18 protein-coding genes are annotated in these 16,155 nt (G+C 67.2%); 4 read left to right on the forward strand and 14 right to left on the reverse strand.

Annotation, left to right across the window (positions count from 1 at the left end; all coding sequences use genetic code 11):
- Positions 1 to 7 precede the first annotated feature (7 nt).
- The 5 genes from MU553_RS15430 to MU553_RS15450 all read right to left on the reverse strand — a co-directional run bounded on the left by MU553_RS15430 (position 8) and on the right by MU553_RS15450 (position 4,559).
- Positions 8 to 895, reverse strand: a complete 888-nt coding sequence (locus MU553_RS15430) for a hypothetical protein (RefSeq protein WP_247378984.1) — start codon at positions 893 to 895, stop codon at positions 8 to 10.
- Positions 896 to 964: 69 nt separating this feature from the next.
- The gene (speB, locus tag MU553_RS15435; protein WP_247378986.1) at positions 965 to 1,819 is read right to left on the reverse strand and encodes an agmatinase; all 855 of its coding nucleotides are present in this window, start codon (positions 1,817 to 1,819) and stop codon (positions 965 to 967) included.
- Between the two features lie 4 nt (positions 1,820 to 1,823).
- Positions 1,824 to 2,201, reverse strand: a complete 378-nt coding sequence (locus MU553_RS15440) for a translation initiation factor IF-5A (protein WP_247378988.1) — start codon at positions 2,199 to 2,201, stop codon at positions 1,824 to 1,826.
- Between the two features lie 227 nt (positions 2,202 to 2,428).
- Positions 2,429 to 4,180 carry an ABC1 kinase family protein gene (locus MU553_RS15445; protein WP_247379048.1) on the reverse strand — a complete coding sequence of 584 codons (1,752 nt, stop codon included), beginning with the start codon at positions 4,178 to 4,180 and terminating at the stop codon, positions 2,429 to 2,431.
- Between the two features lie 16 nt (positions 4,181 to 4,196).
- On the reverse strand, positions 4,197 to 4,559 hold the full coding sequence (locus MU553_RS15450) for an Hsp20/alpha crystallin family protein (protein ID WP_247378991.1): 363 nt from the start codon (positions 4,557 to 4,559) through the stop codon (positions 4,197 to 4,199).
- Positions 4,560 to 4,693: 134 nt separating this feature from the next.
- On the opposite strand from MU553_RS15450, the gene MU553_RS15455 reads away from it, so the two are divergent.
- Positions 4,694 to 5,965 (forward strand): molybdopterin molybdotransferase MoeA, encoded by a 1,272-nt coding sequence (locus MU553_RS15455; RefSeq protein ID WP_247378993.1) that lies wholly within the window; start codon positions 4,694 to 4,696, stop codon positions 5,963 to 5,965.
- On the forward strand, positions 5,962 to 7,926 hold the full coding sequence (locus MU553_RS15460) for a molybdopterin biosynthesis protein (protein WP_247378996.1): 1,965 nt from the start codon (positions 5,962 to 5,964) through the stop codon (positions 7,924 to 7,926). The genes MU553_RS15455 and MU553_RS15460 overlap by 4 nt, the downstream gene beginning before the upstream one ends.
- An 18-nt stretch (positions 7,927 to 7,944) precedes the next feature.
- Here MU553_RS15460 and MU553_RS15465 read toward each other — a convergent pair whose 3' ends face one another.
- From MU553_RS15465 to MU553_RS15475, 3 genes are all read right to left on the reverse strand, one after another.
- The gene (locus MU553_RS15465; RefSeq protein ID WP_247378998.1) at positions 7,945 to 8,640 is read right to left on the reverse strand and encodes an HAD family hydrolase; all 696 of its coding nucleotides are present in this window, start codon (positions 8,638 to 8,640) and stop codon (positions 7,945 to 7,947) included.
- 83 nt (positions 8,641 to 8,723) lie between these two features.
- On the reverse strand, positions 8,724 to 9,149 hold the full coding sequence (gene lwrS / locus MU553_RS15470; RefSeq protein WP_247379001.1) for an LWR-salt protein: 426 nt from the start codon (positions 9,147 to 9,149) through the stop codon (positions 8,724 to 8,726).
- Entirely contained in the window at positions 9,149 to 9,427 is a 279-nt protein-coding gene (locus MU553_RS15475; RefSeq protein WP_247379003.1) for a 4a-hydroxytetrahydrobiopterin dehydratase, read from the reverse strand. The genes lwrS and MU553_RS15475 overlap by 1 nt, the downstream gene beginning before the upstream one ends.
- A 104-nt stretch (positions 9,428 to 9,531) precedes the next feature.
- Here MU553_RS15475 and MU553_RS15480 point away from each other — a divergent pair, with 104 nt between their 5' ends.
- Positions 9,532 to 10,728, forward strand: a complete 1,197-nt coding sequence (locus MU553_RS15480; protein ID WP_247379005.1) for an MFS transporter — start codon at positions 9,532 to 9,534, stop codon at positions 10,726 to 10,728.
- Between the two features lie 3 nt (positions 10,729 to 10,731).
- Here MU553_RS15480 and hemA read toward each other — a convergent pair whose 3' ends face one another.
- The 6 genes from hemA to MU553_RS15510 all read right to left on the reverse strand — a co-directional run bounded on the left by hemA (position 10,732) and on the right by MU553_RS15510 (position 14,837).
- Positions 10,732 to 12,063, reverse strand: a complete 1,332-nt coding sequence (hemA, locus tag MU553_RS15485; RefSeq protein ID WP_247379007.1) for a glutamyl-tRNA reductase — start codon at positions 12,061 to 12,063, stop codon at positions 10,732 to 10,734.
- The gene (locus MU553_RS15490; protein WP_247379009.1) at positions 12,060 to 12,707 is read right to left on the reverse strand and encodes a precorrin-2 dehydrogenase/sirohydrochlorin ferrochelatase family protein; all 648 of its coding nucleotides are present in this window, start codon (positions 12,705 to 12,707) and stop codon (positions 12,060 to 12,062) included. The genes hemA and MU553_RS15490 overlap by 4 nt, the downstream gene beginning before the upstream one ends.
- Positions 12,708 to 12,709: 2 nt before the next feature.
- Positions 12,710 to 13,786 (reverse strand): siroheme decarboxylase subunit beta, encoded by a 1,077-nt coding sequence (ahbB, locus tag MU553_RS15495; RefSeq protein ID WP_247379011.1) that lies wholly within the window; start codon positions 13,784 to 13,786, stop codon positions 12,710 to 12,712.
- 111 nt (positions 13,787 to 13,897) lie between these two features.
- Positions 13,898 to 14,314 carry a DUF5778 family protein gene (locus tag MU553_RS15500; protein WP_247379014.1) on the reverse strand — a complete coding sequence of 139 codons (417 nt, stop codon included), beginning with the start codon at positions 14,312 to 14,314 and terminating at the stop codon, positions 13,898 to 13,900.
- Positions 14,315 to 14,442: 128 nt separating this feature from the next.
- Positions 14,443 to 14,637, reverse strand: a complete 195-nt coding sequence (locus MU553_RS15505) for a cold-shock protein (protein WP_247379017.1) — start codon at positions 14,635 to 14,637, stop codon at positions 14,443 to 14,445.
- A 5-nt stretch (positions 14,638 to 14,642) separates the two neighbouring features.
- Positions 14,643 to 14,837 carry a cold-shock protein gene (locus MU553_RS15510; RefSeq protein WP_247379019.1) on the reverse strand — a complete coding sequence of 65 codons (195 nt, stop codon included), beginning with the start codon at positions 14,835 to 14,837 and terminating at the stop codon, positions 14,643 to 14,645.
- Positions 14,838 to 14,941: 104 nt separating this feature from the next.
- On the opposite strand from MU553_RS15510, the gene uppS reads away from it, so the two are divergent.
- Positions 14,942 to 15,880 carry a polyprenyl diphosphate synthase gene (gene uppS / locus MU553_RS15515; RefSeq protein ID WP_247379021.1) on the forward strand — a complete coding sequence of 313 codons (939 nt, stop codon included), beginning with the start codon at positions 14,942 to 14,944 and terminating at the stop codon, positions 15,878 to 15,880.
- Positions 15,881 to 16,155 lie beyond the last annotated feature (275 nt).

Raw genomic sequence — 16,155 nt, forward strand, 5'->3', positions numbered from 1 at the left:
GGGCTGTCTACTCGTCCCGGACGAGATTACCGCGGTGCTCGGCGACGTACCCCTCCGAAACCAGGGCATCGAGCACGTCGACGCAGTCCTGGCGGGGAATGGCGTACGCGTTCGAGGCGACGTCCTCGAACTCGTCGCGCTCGACCGGGAACTCGCGGTTCTGCAGGAGTCGGATGACCTTCTTCGCCGCGGGCGTCGACAGAACGGACGCTTCCCCACTGGGCTCCCCGTCGGCCACCGAGTCGTCGTCGCCCTCGGACTCATCGACGGGCGTGTCGTCGTTCGTCTCGGCCCGCGTGGACGTGTCTTCGTCTGCCCGCGTGGACGCGTCGTCCGCAGCCGTCGACTCGTCGTCACCTGCACCATCGGAGCGGTCGTCCGTATCGTCGTCAGCCACTCCCGGTTTCGGTTCCTCGTCCGAGTCGCTGTCGTCGTCCGAAGCTCCCTCGTCGTCTCCGGCGTCGGTTTCGTGAGTTTCGTCGGGCGCGTCGTCCTGCGTCTCGGATTCGGCGTCGGGTTCGATCTCGGTGCTCGGTTCGGTCTCGGCAGCCGCGTCGCTCTCGTCGTCGGCGTCGGTCGCCGCGGCTGGATCGTCGGGCGCGGCCTCGAACGTCGATTCCGTCGAGGGAAGAGCCGACGCGTCGCCGTCGACGGCTGTCGCGGTCTCCTCCTCGGAGAGCACGTCGTACTCGTCCAGGGTCGTGCCGATCGAATCGGCGTCCGTCGCGGCGTCGAAGGCGATTTCGAGGGCGCCGTGTAGCTTCCGCTGACAGGTCGGACAGAGAGAGACGGTGTGTTCGGCGTCGATCGGGAGTCCTTCGGGCACGACCGGATAGGCGTCGATCGGTGCGTCCAGCGCAGTTCCACAGAAGTAACAGGACGAAAGACTGGGCATGGTGGAAACCGACTCCCCCACCGTCTAAAAACCATTCGCCGCGCCAGCCATCGTAGCCGCCAGGCGGGCCTAGCCGTCCGCCGCGTGAGCGAAGACGAACGCCCGGAGCAGTTTCGCTGCCAGAACGGCGGCCTGCCCGTCGTCGCGGTCGTTGACCTCGACCACGTCGAACCCCTCGGCGTGTGGCGCGACCGCTCGAACGACGTCGTGCATCGTTCGCGGTTCAAGGCCGAACGGTTCCATCGTCCCCGTTCCGGGTGCGTACGCCGGATCGGCGGCGTCGACGTCCACGCTCAGATACACCGAACGGTCTCCGAAGTCGGGCGTCCAGTCGGCGACGTCGTCGGGAGCAACCACAGTCACGTCGTCGTCTCGAGCCCGCTCCCACTCGGTTTCACTTCCGGTGCGCGCTCCCAGTACGACGGCCTCGTCGGCCGCTGCCAGTGCGTGTCGCGTGACCGTCGCGTGGTTCAGCGGGTTGCCGGCGTACTCCTCGCGGAGGTCGAGGTGGGCGTCGAGGCAGACGAACACGTCCGGGTCGACTGCGCGCACGCCCGCGACCGTCACGGTGTGTTCGCCACCGATCGTGAGCGGCACCGCGTCGTCGCGCCTGACGTCACCGAGCGTCCCCCGCAGAAACTGAAGGTACTCTTCGGCGTCGTCGCTCGGGTGAATGTCGCCGTGGTCACTGACCGCCAGGTCGGTGAACCGCTGATTAGTGTGGTGGTCGTAGTCGTCGAACGACTCGGCAAAATGGCGGACTCGGCGGGGGCCAAACCGGGTGCCGGGCTGGAACGTCGTCGAAGCGTCGAGTGGTGCGCCGACGACGACGTAGGCGGCGTCCCCGGGAGCGTCAGAGACCGGGGGCTCGCTGGAACTCGTTCCAGCGGCGTCCGACCGGTGGGCCCGCGCGCCGGGAAACATCGCGCTATACGATCTTCCGCTGGCCTTCGTACTCGAGGTACTCGATCTCGTCGTCCTCGGAGAGCGTCTCGTCGCCGGGGACCTTCATCGTAATCGTCTCGTAGGTCTCCAGGTCCATGACCTGCGCGACGTCCTCGCTCTCGACGTTGACGACCTGTCCCTGCTTGCGCTCGATGATCGGGACCCAGATCTTCGCGTCGACCGGCTGGGAGAGGCTGCGCTTTTTCTCGTCGAAGACGCCCTTGCCCTCGACGCGGGCCTTGGCGCTGCCGTGCTTGCCGGGCTTTGCCGTACTGTAGGCGTTGATCTTACACGGAGCGTCGTCCATCATGACGTAGCTCCCCTCGTCCAGGTCGCGAACTTCCTTCTGCTCTTTCGCCATGATCCGCGGTAGTCAGTGTACCAGTATAAACGGTTTGGAACCGCGCCGACGCCGTTGCAATCAACTGACCGGTTTCTGCCACCGACCAGAGACCTTCGTCACGGCAGCCCGCCGACGGACTATCCGGTCAGACCAGATCGAAGGGTCCACTCACGTCGATCGACGAACGTACGGCCACCAAGTACGTTGCGAGGATGGAAACGATCCCGAGCCGTCGGATCGCTGGCTCAGTTCTCAGTGCTCTCCGGCGACTCCTCGGTCACTGCGTCGCCGAAGCCGTTCCCACCGATGTCGATCTCGCCGACGGCCGACCCGTCCATCTCGCTCGCCTCGCGTTCCCGGAGGTTCTGGCGCGTGAACTGGGGTTCGGTCTGGATACCGGACTGCTCCCGGAACGACCAGTAGAGCAATCCGGCCACGAGCACCGTCGCCCCGCCAGCGATCCAGGCCGCGTCGACGGTCCCAAACGAGTACAGGACGGCCGTCGAGACGATGCCGGCCGACAGCACCATCCCGTAGACGAGCCGTTTGGCCAGGGTCTGGAGCAGCCCGTCGGAGTCCTCGATGTCGGCGTTCACCCGCAAGTCGTCGCGCTCGATTCGGTCGAGCGTCCGTTCGAGTTTGGGCGGCGTCCGAATCGCCGACTGGGCGGCCTGCTGGAGTTCCTCCCCGCGGTCCTCGATGAACTGTTTGACGCCGGCTTCCAGGTACCCGTGGTCGCGCAGGTAGCCCGTCGCCACCGCGATGAAATCGAAGTCCGGGTCCAGCGTGACGCAGACCCCCTCGACGACGGTCGCGACGCGCAAGACCAGCGCGAGGTTCGAGGGGAGTCGGAGCGGGAACTCGTAGATGGTGTCCTCGACCTGCTGGACGATCTGCTGGATGCGGTACTGCTCGATGTCGTCACCGCGAGCGTCCGCGATGGCGAGTTCCATCACCTCGCCCATCACCTCGCGGTCGGCTTCGGGACTCAGCGTCCCCATCTCGATGAGCGCGTCGAGGATGGCGTCGGTGTCCTGGTTGGCCACGGCGATGTAGAAGTCGATGATCTTCTCCTGCACGTACGACTCGACGTAGCCGCTCATGCCGAAGTCGTAGAACACGAGCGTGCCGTCGTCCTTGACGGCCAGGTTCCCGGGGTGCGGATCGGCGTGGAAGACCCCGTCGTCGACGATCATCTGGAGGTACACTCGCTGGAGCGTCTCGGCGATGTCCGTCCGGTCGACGCCCATCTCGTCGAGTTCCTCGATGTTCGAGATCTTCGTCCCCTCGACGTACTCCATGGTGAGGATCCGACCGGTCGACCGCGACCCGTCGACCTGTGGAATGCGGATCCGGCGGTCGCTCCGGAAGTTGTCGCGGATCTCCGCGAGCATCCGGGCCTCCCGCTCGTAGTCCATCTCCTGGCGGATCGTCTTGGCGAACTCGTCGGAGAGCGTCTCCAGCGAGAACGACCGCGCCTCGCCGACGAACCGCATGATGATCGGCAGCGACCAGCGGATGACCCGCAGGTCCGCCTCCACGAGGTCCTCGATGCCGGGCCGGCGGACTTTCACGGCGACCGGCCCGTCCTCGGTTTCGGCGTAGTAGACCTGGCCGAGGCTCGCACCGCTGATGGAGGTCGTATCGAAGTACTCGAAGTTCTCCCCGACGGGGCCGAGCTCCTCCTCGATGACGGACTCGGCGTCCGCCCAGTCGGCGGGCGGGACCTCGTCCTGGAGTTTCGTGAACTCGTCGATGTACTCGGGCGGGAGGATGTCCGGTCTGGTCGAGAGCAACTGCCCGAGTTTGATGAACGTGGGACCGAGGGTCAACAGTGAGTCCAGCAGTTTGGCTGCCCGGCGACGCCGCTGGGCAGGCGAGACCTGCCGCGACCGGCCGACGAGGAGGAACCGGTGACGGTCACGCGCGTAGGCGAGCAGGAGTGGCAGGAATTGGCGCGCGACGGTGAAAAACCGTCGGTACGCACGGAGGTTCACCGAGCGGCCCCCCGACTTACGCACTCACGTCGGTGATTGGCACGTCCGCCTCGGGCGTCGCGCCGGCTTTCGGCAAGCGGAGTTCGAGCACTCCGCGTTTCATCTGCCCTTCGGCTTCCGCCCCGGTCGCGTCGGGCGGGAGGGGAAGTTCGGCGTCCAGAAAGAGGGCTCGCTCCTCGTCGACGTACTGGAACTCCGCCGGGAGGTCCTTCTCGCGCCGCGCCTCGATCTCGAGTCGACCCGCCGAGATGCCGACGCTGACCGTCTCGGCCGTCGCCCCTGGCAGGTCGATGACCAGCAGGTAGGCGTCCTCACTCTCCAGCAGGTCGGCGAACACCGTCTCGGGGAGGTCCCGCATCGCATCGCGCAACGCTGACATACCCGTCGCTAGGGACCCATCATCGAAAAAGGCCGTGGTTGCGGCGGTCTCGTCGGGAACGATTCGGCGGCGGCCGCCGTGCGGTCCCGACCCGTTCGGCGGACGCTTTTTGTTCGGGCGGCCCAAGCCCAGGTATGACTGATCCACGAGAGTCGGGATTCAAGGAGGTGACGCGGCTGGCCGACGCGCGCGAACGGCTCCAAGCGGCCGTCACGCCGCACGATCGGACCGAGCGCGTCCCGCTGTCGATGGCCGACGGCCGAGCCGTCGCCGAGCCAGTGACGGCCAGCCGACCAGTCCCCCACTACGACCGGGCCGCCATGGACGGGTTCGCGGTCCGCGCCGAGGACACGTTCGGCGCGGGCGACCGCTCACCGGCCGTCCTCCGCGAACGAGACCGCGACGACGAACCCGACGGCGCCCCACCGGACGTCGCCCCGGGCGAGGCCACGCGAGTCCACACCGGCAGCGAAGTCCCGCCCGGTGCGGACGCCGTCGTGATGGTCGAACAGTGCGAGGTGCAACCCGCCTCGGGAGACGTCGAAGTCTTCGACGCCGTCGCCGAAGGCGAGAACGTCGCCCCGGCCGGCGAGGACGTCGAGGCGGACCAGACGCTGTACGAGCCGGGCCACCAGCTCCGCCCGTCGGACCTGGGGCTGTTGAAGTCCGTCGGGATCGACGCAGTGACCTGCTACCAGCGACCGACGGTCGGCGTCGTCCCGACCGGCGAGGAACTCGTCCAGCACGACCCCGGACCGGGCGAAGTGATCGAAACGAACGGCCTCACCGTCTCCGAGTACGTCGAGCGCTGGGGCGGAACGGCGGCCTATCGCGACGTGGTCACCGACGACGAAAACGCCCTCCGGGCGGCGATCCAGCGCGACCTCACGAAGGATGTCATCGTCACCACGGGCGGCTCCTCGGTGGGGAAGCGCGACCTCATCCCGGAAGTCGTCGACGACCTGGGCGAAGTGCTGGTCCACGGCGTCGCGCTCAAACCCGGCCATCCCGTCGGGTTCGGCGTCGTCGAGGACACGCCAGTCATCATGCTCCCGGGCTACCCGGTTGCCTGTATCGTCAACGCCATGCAGTTCCTCCGGCCGGCGCTGAAGTGGGCCGGTCACCTCCCGCTGCGGGACCATCCCGCGACCGAAGCCGTCCTCGACCGGAAGATATCGAGCGAACCCGGCGTCCGGACGTTCGCTCGCGTCAAACTCGATCAGACGGCCGAGGACTCGACGGACGACGAGCGGGACCTCCCCACGGCGACGCCGACGCGGGCCTCCGGGTCCGGCGTCCTCTCGAGCGTCGCGCTTGCCGACGGCTGGGTCGTCGTCCCCGAAGGTCGCGAGGGCGTCGCCGAAGGCGAACGCGTCCGCGTCCAGAACTGGGAGTGGTACGCATGACGGAGAGGAAGGAGTTCCGCGACCTCGTGCCGCCAGAAGAAGCTCACGAAGCGATCTCGTCGCTGGACCTCGCCGGCGGGACCGAACACGTCCCGCTCGGGGAAGCCCGCGGGCGAGTCCTCGCCGAGCGGATCGACGCGAGCCTCGACGTGCCGGGATTCGACCGCGCGAGCATGGACGGTTACGCGATCCGCGCTCGGGACACCTTCGGTGCCGACGAGGCCGACCCCGCGCGCCTCGAACTCGTCGGCGAGGTCCACGCCGGCGAAGCGCCCGACGTGACAGTCGAAGAGGGGACTGCCGCCGAGATCTCGACGGGGGCGGTGATGCCCGAGGGAGCCGACGCGGTCGTGATGGTCGAGAAAACCGACACCGAGCGCGTCGAACAGAGTTCGACGGACGAAACGAGCGGCACCGCCGCGAGCACGGACGTCCTCGTGCGCACCTCGCTCGCACCGGGAGACCACGTCATGCTCGCGGGCGCGGACGTGGCCGCGGGTGAGCGCGCGCTCGGCCCCGGCACGCGGCTCACGCCGCGAGAGATCGGCCTGCTCTCGGCGCTCGGCGTCGACGAGGTGCCAGTGCGAGCCACCCCGCGCGTCGGGATCATCTCGACCGGTGACGAACTCGTCCGCCCGGGCGAGCCGCTGGACTCGAACGCCGGCCAGATCTTCGACGTGAACAGCTACACGACGGCGACGGCGGTCGAAGAGGCCGGCGGCGAAGCCGTGCTCTATCCGCACGCCGGCGACGACTACGACGAAATGGAGCGCATCCTCACCCAGGCCGCCGAAGAGTGCGACCTCGTCCTCTCGTCGGGGTCGACAAGCGCCTCCGCGGTCGACGTCATCTATCAGGTCATCGAAGAGCGGGGCGAGTTGCTGCTCCACGGCGTCGCCGTCAAGCCCGGCAAGCCGATGCTCGTGGGGCGGTTGGACGGCTCGGACGCCGAGCAGCGAGAGTCTGCCGGTGGCTCGGCATATATCGGACTCCCGGGCTATCCCGTCTCCGCCCTGACCATCTTCCGCACGTTCGTCGCGCCGGCCATCAGAGCGGCAGCGGGCCTGCCAGAGCCACAGACCGCGACCGTCGACGGTCGGATGGCGGCCGAAGAGCGCTACAGCGAAGGCCGAATGCGGTTGATGCCCGTCGGGCTCGTGACGGACGGTGTCGGGGAGACGCTCGTGTATCCCGTCGACAAGGGCAGCGGCGCGACCACGAGCCTCGTCGAAGCCGACGGCATCGTCGAGGTCGACGCGGACACGGCGTATCTGGCGGAGGGACAGGCCGTCACCGTCCAGTTGTTCTCCGCGGACGTGCGGCCACCGTCGGCGTTCGGCGTCGGCGAGGACGACCCCGCCCTCTCTCGCGCCCTCGACGACCTCACGAACCCCCGGTTCCTGTCGCTGGGCACCCGCGAAGGGCTGCGCCGGCTCCGCAACGGCGTCCCGGACTTCGCCGTCGCGGCCGGCCCCGACGCCGCCGACGCCGACTACCCGGAACTCGGCGGCTGGACCCGCGAGTGGGGGCTGATCGTTCCCGACGGCAACCCCGAGCGCGTCTCGGGGATCGCCGATCTGGTGGATCGAGACCTCCGGTTCATCAACCGCGGGACGAACTCCGGACTCAGGCGAGACTTCGACGACGCGCTGGCCGGGCTGGCCGCCGAGCGCGACCGCTCCCGCCGGGACCTGACCGACGCCATCGACGGCTACGGCCTTACCGCGAAAGCCCACGAGAGTCCCGCCCGGAAAGTCGCGGCCGGGCAGGCAGACGTCGGGCTCGGACTCCGAGCGACCGCCGACGAACTCGGCCTGGGATTCGTCTCGCTCGGCGACCAGCCAGTGCGCGTGCTGGCGAACGACGACAGAACGGGGAAAGAGGGCGTCGCTGCACTCGACGCGGCGCTCGACTCGGTCGAGGCGGTGCTGTCAGAACTCGCCGGCTACGCGCGAGACTAGTCGCGTGACGACGCCCGGTCAGTCGCTGCCGGGTTCGGCCCGGACGCCGTCGAGGTCGGTGAACGCCTCGACGCGGTAGTCGCCCAGGACGCACTGGCCCCGGCTGTGCGGGTCGTGACGTTCGACGTGGATACCGTCAAGCCCCGCGTTCCAGGCCGCACCGATGTCGTGGGGGCCGTCACCCGCGAGCACGCCGGTCGAGCCGCCGTCCGCTCTGCTCACGGGGTCGCCGCCGTGACCGTTCGGGGCGGTGTCGAGGTCCGCCATCGCTAACTCGACGGGCGTCGGATCCGGTTTCCAGCCCGTCTCTTCCGTACAGCAGACGACCGTGTCGAACCAATCGCGGATGTCCAGCCGGTCGAGCACCGGTTCAGTGAGGTACTCCTGGCAGTGGGTCACCAGGCCGACGGGTACGTCGAGGTCGGCGACGAAGTCGGCGTCGTCGTAGAGGAAGGTGTGCTCGGCTCGAGCGTCGGCGTCCTCGACCTCGTGGAACACCTCCCAGAAGCGGTCGACGCCGACGTCCCACTGGCGGAGCTGTTCGTTCCGTGACCCACCGAGCCCGTGCCAGACGATCTCGGCTTCCCGGTCGGTGAACGTCCGACCGAGTCGGTCGCCGACCTCGTCGAACACGTGGCGGACGTAGGAGGGTTCGATGTCCACCAGCGTGCCGTCGAGGTCCAGCAGCCAGAAATCGTACTCGTCAGGGACCATCGGGATTGTCACTGTACGGGACACTCGAATAAGTGATTTCCGGCAATTGTATCCGGAGCGACACGTGTGTCAACAGTTGTCGCTCATGCCCCTGTAGATCCGTCGTCGACCAGCCTGATGCTCGACCCGAGGTACTTCGATCGGACTTCGGGGACGCGCTCGGCGTTGAACAGGTCCAGGTTCGCGCCGATCGCGTCGTCCAGCGCGTCGAGATATGTCTGGTCCGTCCTGAGTTCGCGGAAGTCGACCGTCAGCACTGTCACGCCCAGGGCGTCTTCGGTCAGTTCCCGGAAGTAGTCCGGGTCGTTCAGTTCGCCGTGCCAGAGGTTGTCCCGGAAGAACAGCCAGCCGTCTTCGCCCGGCGGGTCGGCCTCGCGAAACAGCGTCGTCTCGAACTCGTTCGGCTCGGCTCGCAAGCCGGCCACCGAGGGGCTCAGTCTGAACCGACAGCCGAAGACGTACTCGGCCGCACCTGCGTCGTCGCCGTGCTCAGCGGTCTCGTCGTTCATCACTCGTACGCGTCGTTGAACCGGGCGGCGAGGTCGGTGTCCTTCTCGGTGATGCCGCCGGCGTCGTGGGTCGTCAGTCGGACCTCGACTTCGCCCCAGGTGATCGTGATTTCGGGGTGGTGCCACGCGTCCTCTGCGATACCGGCGATCCCGGACGCGAAGCCCACGCCGGGAAGGTACGAGTCGAACTCGAACGTCCGGACGATCTCGTCGCCGTCGCGTTCCCAGTCGGCGGGGAGCTGTGCCTCGATCTCCTCGTCTGAGAGCAGGTCTGCCATGTGTGAGGGGTTGGCTCGATCCCCGATAAAGCCCAGGTCGGCAGACGGGGCCTCGCCGCGATGGGAAAACGGTTCCTTGGTCGGGTACGAACCGCAGGGGTGTGATGTCAGGGACGGACCGACGGACCCGCGTCGCTCTCGCCGGGGTGGTGTTCGCCGTGCTGCTCGCACAGGTGTTGCTGTATCCGGGCATCGACACCCTCGTCGACGCGCTCGGGGCCGACACCGCCCTCGACGCGAGCATGTGGTTTCTGACCGCCGAGTTCGCGGCGTTCGTCGTCTGTGCCGGCGTCTGGGGAGCCGCCAGCGACAGCGCCGGTCGCCGCGTTCCCTTCATCGTCGCTGGCGCCGTCGGTGGCGCGGCCGGCTACGCGCTGGTGGCGCTCCTCCACCGCGTCGTCCCCCTGTCCTTTACCGCCGTGCTGGGACTCCGCGTGCTGCAGGGCGCGGCGACCATCGGCGCGTTCTCGCTGGCGATGACGATGCTCATGGACCTGGACGGCGGCCACGGCAAGAACATGGGCGCCGCCGGGATCGCCATCGGCCTCGGGACGGCCCTGGGCGCGCCGCTGGGCGGGCAGCTCTACGAAGTCGGCCCGTTCGTGCCACTGCTCGTCGCCAGCGGGCTCTTACTGGTCGCCGGCGCGCTCGCCGCGCTCGTCACCGACCGGACGCCCGGACACAGCCGCGACGTGGTGCGGGCCGTGGTGAGCGGGCTGCGCGAGACGCCGGCACTGCTCCTGCCCTACGCGTTCGGCCTGATCGACCGGCTCACGGCCGGGTTCTTCGCGCTCGTCGGCACGCTGTACTTCCGCGAAGTCGTCGGCCTCTCGCCCGGGGAGACCGGGTTCATGCTCGCGCTGTTTTTCGGCCCCTTCGCGCTGTTGCAGTACCCGTTCGGCGTGCTCTCTGATCGGATCGGTCGCACGCTCCCCGTCGTCGTCGGCTCGCTCCTGTACGGACTCGCGGTCATCGCGGTCGGCGTCGCGCCGACCGTCCGCCTCACCGGGGTCGCGATGGTCGCCGTCGGCGTCATCGGCGCGCTCGTCGCCCCGGCGACGATGGCGCTCGTCACGGACCTCGCGCCCAGCACCGAGCGAGGCGTCGCCATGGCCGGATTCAACACCTTCGGTAGTCTGGGCTTTCTCGCAGGGATTCTCGTCGGAGGAACCATCGCCGAAGAGGTCAGCTACGTCGCGGCGTTCCTCGTCGTCGGCGGCCTGGAGATCGCGATCGCGATTCTCGCGCTCCCGGCGTTTCTCCGGCTTCAGTTACCACAGTCGAACGTCCCGGCAAAATAGGAATCAGTCGTCGAGCTGTTCGAGGACTGCCGTCGGCATCTCCGCTTTCATCGCCTCGGGGATCTCGTCGGGGTTCATGCTGGAGACGAAGTCGGGCGTCTCGCTGCCGAAGTGCGGGTCGAACAGTTGCAGCGCGGTGTTGATAGTGGTCCAGTCGTCTTCCTCGGCGGCGTCGCGGAGGCTCTGAGTCGGCGCGGCCAGCAGCTGCCCGACGAGCGCGTCGGCCATCGACTCGACGACCTCTTTTTCCTCGCTGTCGAGGTCGAGTTTCTCCATCGCGGTCGCCAGTTCCCGCGTCTTCAACTGTTCGGCGCTCTCGTACATCGCGGCGATGACCTGATCGGCCCGTTTCCGCTTGTACTGGGTCAGGAGGTGGTCGAACTCCTCGTCGACGAGCCGTTCGACCGCCTCCGCTGCCTCCTCACGCTGTGCGCGAGAGGCTCTGGTCACCGATTCCAGGTCGTCCAGGTCGTACACGTCGACGCCGTCGATCTCGTCGGCCGTCGTCGGGACGTCTCTGGGCTGCGCCAGATCGATGACCAGCGTCTCACCGGCGTCGGAGAGCATCTCGACGTCGACGACGTGGTCCGAACTCCCCGTCGCCGTGATGACGAGATCGGCTCGTTCGACGGCCGCCGGGAGGGCGTCGAGCGCGAGGGCGCTCCCCTCGACGTCCATGCCCTCGACGAGGTGCTCGGCGTGCGGGACCGTCCGGTTGCCGACCAGGACGCGCCCGACCGACTCGTCGAGTGCCTTCGCGACGAGCGCGCCCATCTCGCCGGCGCCGACGATGAGCGCCGTCGACGCCGAGAGGTCGCGTTCGGCACGCGCGAGGTTGACGGCGGCACTCCCCAGTGAGACCGTCCCCTCGTTGATCCCGGTCTCGGTGCGGGCGCGCTCGCCGACGTGCATCGCCTTCGTCACGCCGCTTTCGAGCACCGGCCCGATGCCGCCGACGCCGCGCGAGTCCTCGTAGGCGTCGCGAACCTGGCCGAGAATCTGATCCTCGCCGAGAACGATCGATTCGAGTCCCGCTGCCACCCGCAGGAGGTGACGCAGGCACTCCTCGTGTTCCATCTCGACGAGCACGTCTTCGGGCATGTCGAGGAAGAACTCACGGAGCACGGCCCGTCCGACCGCTGGGTCCGCAGTGACGACGTACGCCTCGGATCGGTTACACGTCTGGAGGACGTACGCCTCTTTGACGCCAGGTCGTGCGAGAAGCGACTCGACGGCCACCCGCTGGTTCTCTGCACAGGCCGCGTCGATGTCGTCGACGCTCGCACGTTCGTGCGACACGCTGACGCCTGAGATGACGCCAGTTCCGTCAATCACGATAGATCACCTGTCACGGCAGTAGTCACGTCCTCGGCCACTTGGCGTGCTTTCGTCCTGCCACTATCTAAATGCTTCCAAACACGTCCGGATCTGACGACCTCCCGGACTGCGTCTCGCCGCACCGCGGGGTCGACCCCGCGGTCCTGTAAGTCATCACGCAGTTCGCCGGAGAGCTCCGCCATCGCCCCGGCGTTGGTGAGTTCGTCCTCGATACGTTCGCGCAGATAGCGACTCAGCGCCGGGCTCGTCCCACCGGTCGCGACCGCAGCGACGACCGGATCGTCGCGGACAGTCGCCGGAACGACGACACTACCGGGATCGCGTTCGCCGTGCTGATCCGTTCGGTTGACCAGCGCGCCGTGGTCGCGCGCTGCCTGCTCGATGGCGGCGTTCCGGTCCGTGTCGTCCGTCGCGGCGACGACCAGTGCCGGCTCGGTGCGGTCGATCCAGTCTTCGACGGCTTCGTCGTCGGGTGCGGCCCTGATCCGCTCGGCGCCGCCGAAGTCCGCGTCGGCGAAGTCAGGACTGACCACGACCACGTCGGCCTCGCGGGCGAACCGCCGGGCTTTCCGTGCCCCGACGGTGCCGCCGCCGAAGACGAGGATCGTCGTTCCCGTGAAGTCGTGGAGTAGTGGAATCATGGTCAGTCGTCGGCGTCTGTCGGCGCGTCGGTGGTGTTCGCTGCGGCCCGTTCGTCGAGTCGGATACCGGTCTTCTTGAGAATCCGCGTCGAGAACAGCGAATCCCAGTCCTCGTCGCTGACGTCCCAGAACTCGGCCATCCGGTCGCGGACCTGTTGGATGCGCTGTTGGCTCTCTTCTTCACTCCGCCCGTGGGTCATCGCGAAGAAGTTGTACGGCCAGACGCCCTCGTGACGCGGCCGCTCGTAACAGTGCGTGACGAAGGAAAGCGACGCGATGGCCGGGCCGACCTCGCCGAGTTTCTCGTCCGGGACGTTCCAGACGGTCATCCCGTTTTCCGTGTAGCCCAGGGAGTAATGGTTCGGAATGACGCCGACGCGCCGGACCTTCCCCTCCTGGTCGAATCGCTTGATCGTCTCGACGACCCACTCAACGTCCTGTCCGATGGCCTCGGCGACGTCACCGTAGGGAGTCGCCGTCAGCGGCAGGCCGTCCTGAATCTCCAGGACGAGGTCCAGTTCCGCCGGGGTCAGTGACGTCTGGTCGGTCGGCGTCACGTCAGGCCCCAGATCGGAGAGATCTACGTCGCCGTCGGAAATGGGGCCGTCGACGAGGAACTTCGCCTCGACACGGAACTCCTGCTGTTTGGGGAGGTTGTACGTCTCTTGGCCGGTCTCGTCCTCGATCTCGGCCAGGACGTCGTCGACGCGGTCCGGGTCGGGGACGCTGACCACGAACCACATGTTCAGGTGTGGATGTTCGCGCTCGTAGTTGTGGGCCACCTCGTCGTACGCGTTGACTTGCTCGGCGACCTCGTCGTATCGGTCCTCGGGCGCGTGCATGGCCACGAGCGTGGCTGCACCCCCGATTTCCTCGGCGTTGATGAGCGCGCCGAATCGGGTCAGGATGCCCTCCTCGTCGAGTCGCTGGACGCGTGTCAGCAGTTCGTCGGCGTCCATCTCGACGCCGCGGTCTCGCAGTGCCGCGGCTGCCGGCTCGAAGGGACGTTCGACGACGGGGAACCCACCCTGGAAGGCGTTGATGACCGCCCTGTCCGCGCGCTCCAGGTCATCAGTCATGGTCGCCACTCAGGGTTGACCCGGTATAAATCCGCGTTTGTCTTCGCGCGATCCGAGAATGCTGAGGTTACCAGGAAGTATGCACCACACAGGCAAAGCGTTTGCCCGTGACTACTCGTCGGTAGTGACGCCCTCGACGGTGTAGCCCTCCTCGCGGAGCGCCGAAACGAGCCCGTCCTGGTCGACGTCGGCCTCGTAGTAGAAGACGATCCGGAACTGTTCCTCGCGGATGAGTTGCTGGCACTCCCAGACGAACTCGTCGCCGTCGATCGTGAGTCCCTGGTGCTGGTTGAGGCCGAAGTCCGGGTCGTCGTTGCCGGAGTAGACGTAGGTGTCGCCTGGGTCGACGCCCTCGTACTCGGCGATGACGTCGCCGATCTCGATGGTTGCCTCGTGGAGTTTCGCCTCGGCGTCGTTCCCGAGGTCGGTGTGAACGATGACGCCGGCCAGTTCGATGTCGCCCGGTTCCAACAGTGCCTTGGTCCGCTGATAGAGGTCGGGGTCGATGACGTCCTGCTCGTTGCTCATCGCTCGGCTGTCGTGTGCCGGGCCCCATACCTCTCACGGTATCGAGTCGGTTTGGGGAGCGGCTGCTCGGGTCGAAAATGATTCGGGGCGAGTGCCCCGTCAGTGCGCCAGTGGGTCGTGAACCCTGGTTACAGTCGCGTCAGGTTCGTCGCCCGCGGCCCTTTGTCTGCCTGTTCGATGTCGAACTCGACTTCCTGCCCCTCCTCGAGGTCAGGACCGCCGACGTCTTCCATGTGGAAGAACACGTCCTCGTCCGCGTCGTCAGTGTCGATGAAGCCGTAGCCGCCGGTGTCGTTGAAGAAATCGACTTTGCCTTTCGCCATCGAAATCACACCCGCTCCAGGTTGACCGCGCGCGGACCCTTGTCCGCTTGCTCGATGTCGAATTCGACTTCCTGCCCCTCCTCGAGGTCAGGACCGCCGACGTCCTCCATGTGGAAGAACACGTCTTCGTCCGCGTCGTCAGTGTCGATGAAACCGTAACCGCCAGTGTCGTTGAAGAAATCAACCGTACCGTTCGCCATTGCACTCTCTCAGAGGGCGTCCCGATATTAAAACCCTGCGGGTCACCCACACCCTTCCTGGGGGAAGACAAGATTCTTACGACCACGCACGGACGTCTCAGGCAATGCTTTCGTGGGTTCGCCAGCAGGCACTCCGCGGCTACGAACGCCTGCTGCGAGGGGAAATATCGGGGACGCCAGATCACGTCGCCGTCATTCAGGACGGCAACCGCCGGTACGCCGACAAACAGGGCGGCGAGGCCACGGACGGCCATCGCGCCGGCGCTCAGACGACCGAGAACGTGCTCAACTGGTGTGACGAACTCGGCATCGAGGAACTGACGCTGTACGCGTTCTCGACCGAGAACTTCGACCGGCCGAAAGACGAACGCGAGAACCTGTTCGACCTCATCGAGGAGAAGCTCTACGAGTTCGCGGACGCCGACCGCGTCCACGACGGCGAGGTCCGCATCCGCGCGATCGGTGAAACCCAGCGCCTCCCGGAGCGCGTGACCGAGGCGATCCGCTACGCCGAGGATCGGACGAGCGAATACGACCGGCTCCACCTGAACATCGCGCTGGCCTACGGCGGCCGCGCCGAACTGCTCGGTGCCGCCCGCGAGGTCGCACGGGACGTCGCCAGCGGCGCCCTCGATCCGGCCGACATCGACGTCGAAACCGTCGAATCGTCCCTCTACGAAGGGCCGGTCCGGGACGTCGATCTCATCATCAGAACGGGCGGTGCCGAACGGACCAGCAACTTCCTGCCCTGGCACGCCAACGGCAACGAGGCCGCCGCGTTCTTCTGTACGCCGTACTGGCCGGAGTTCCGGAAAGTCGACTTCCTGCGTGCCATCCGGACCTACGAGAACCGCGAGGACTCCTGGCGGACGGCCCGGGCTCGCCGCGCACTCGCGCTCCTCCGCGCGACGGGCGGCGCGGAACTCGACGAGGCACGCCGAATCCTCCGGCGCTTCCGCGACCACCTCCCGAGCGGCGAACGGGAAGCGCTGAACGATCCGGGTGACGCCGACGAGATCGAGCCGGAAGCGGCTGCTGACTGAAACCCACAGTTAGGTCGCGCTGCTCGTGACGTGCTTTGGCCTACCGGCCAAACTTCCGAGAGACTCACTTCGTTCGCCTCTCGGCGTTTGGTCGCTTCCTCTCGTCAGCGGCCAAACCGCCGTCACGTCAAACCGCACGTGACGTGCTTCGGCCTACCGGCCAAACTTCCGAGAGACTCACTTCGTTCGCCTCTCGGCGTTTGGTCGCTTCCTCTCGTCAGCGGCCAAACCGCCGTCACGTCAAACCGCACGTGACGTGCTTCGGCCTACCGGCC

Source organism: Halorientalis brevis (assembly GCF_023077655.1).

What these genes read in the sequence shown, in the direction of transcription:
- MU553_RS15475 (WP_247379003.1), bottom strand. Translation starts at nt 9,427, where the DNA reads ATGGCAGACCTGCTCTCAGACGAGGAGATCGAGGCACAGCTCCCCGCC.
- MU553_RS15500 (WP_247379014.1), bottom strand. Translation starts at nt 14,314, where the DNA reads ATGAGCAACGAGCAGGACGTCATCGACCCCGACCTCTATCAGCGGACC.
- MU553_RS15430 (WP_247378984.1), bottom strand. Translation starts at nt 895, where the DNA reads ATGCCCAGTCTTTCGTCCTGTTACTTCTGTGGAACTGCGCTGGACGCA.
- MU553_RS15455 (WP_247378993.1), top strand. Translation starts at nt 4,694, where the DNA reads ATGACTGATCCACGAGAGTCGGGATTCAAGGAGGTGACGCGGCTGGCC.
- MU553_RS15490 (WP_247379009.1), bottom strand. Translation starts at nt 12,707, where the DNA reads ATGATTCCACTACTCCACGACTTCACGGGAACGACGATCCTCGTCTTC.
- lwrS (WP_247379001.1), bottom strand. Translation starts at nt 9,149, where the DNA reads ATGAACGACGAGACCGCTGAGCACGGCGACGACGCAGGTGCGGCCGAG.
- MU553_RS15450 (WP_247378991.1), bottom strand. Translation starts at nt 4,559, where the DNA reads ATGTCAGCGTTGCGCGATGCGATGCGGGACCTCCCCGAGACGGTGTTC.
- MU553_RS15505 (WP_247379017.1), bottom strand. Translation starts at nt 14,637, where the DNA reads ATGGCGAAAGGCAAAGTCGATTTCTTCAACGACACCGGCGGCTACGGC.
- MU553_RS15440 (WP_247378988.1), bottom strand. Translation starts at nt 2,201, where the DNA reads ATGGCGAAAGAGCAGAAGGAAGTTCGCGACCTGGACGAGGGGAGCTAC.
- MU553_RS15465 (WP_247378998.1), bottom strand. Translation starts at nt 8,640, where the DNA reads ATGGTCCCTGACGAGTACGATTTCTGGCTGCTGGACCTCGACGGCACG.
- MU553_RS15460 (WP_247378996.1), top strand. Translation starts at nt 5,962, where the DNA reads ATGACGGAGAGGAAGGAGTTCCGCGACCTCGTGCCGCCAGAAGAAGCT.
- MU553_RS15480 (WP_247379005.1), top strand. Translation starts at nt 9,532, where the DNA reads ATGTCAGGGACGGACCGACGGACCCGCGTCGCTCTCGCCGGGGTGGTG.
- uppS (WP_247379021.1), top strand. Translation starts at nt 14,942, where the DNA reads ATGCTTTCGTGGGTTCGCCAGCAGGCACTCCGCGGCTACGAACGCCTG.
- ahbB (WP_247379011.1), bottom strand. Translation starts at nt 13,786, where the DNA reads ATGACTGATGACCTGGAGCGCGCGGACAGGGCGGTCATCAACGCCTTC.
- MU553_RS15510 (WP_247379019.1), bottom strand. Translation starts at nt 14,837, where the DNA reads ATGGCGAACGGTACGGTTGATTTCTTCAACGACACTGGCGGTTACGGT.
- speB (WP_247378986.1), bottom strand. Translation starts at nt 1,819, where the DNA reads ATGTTTCCCGGCGCGCGGGCCCACCGGTCGGACGCCGCTGGAACGAGT.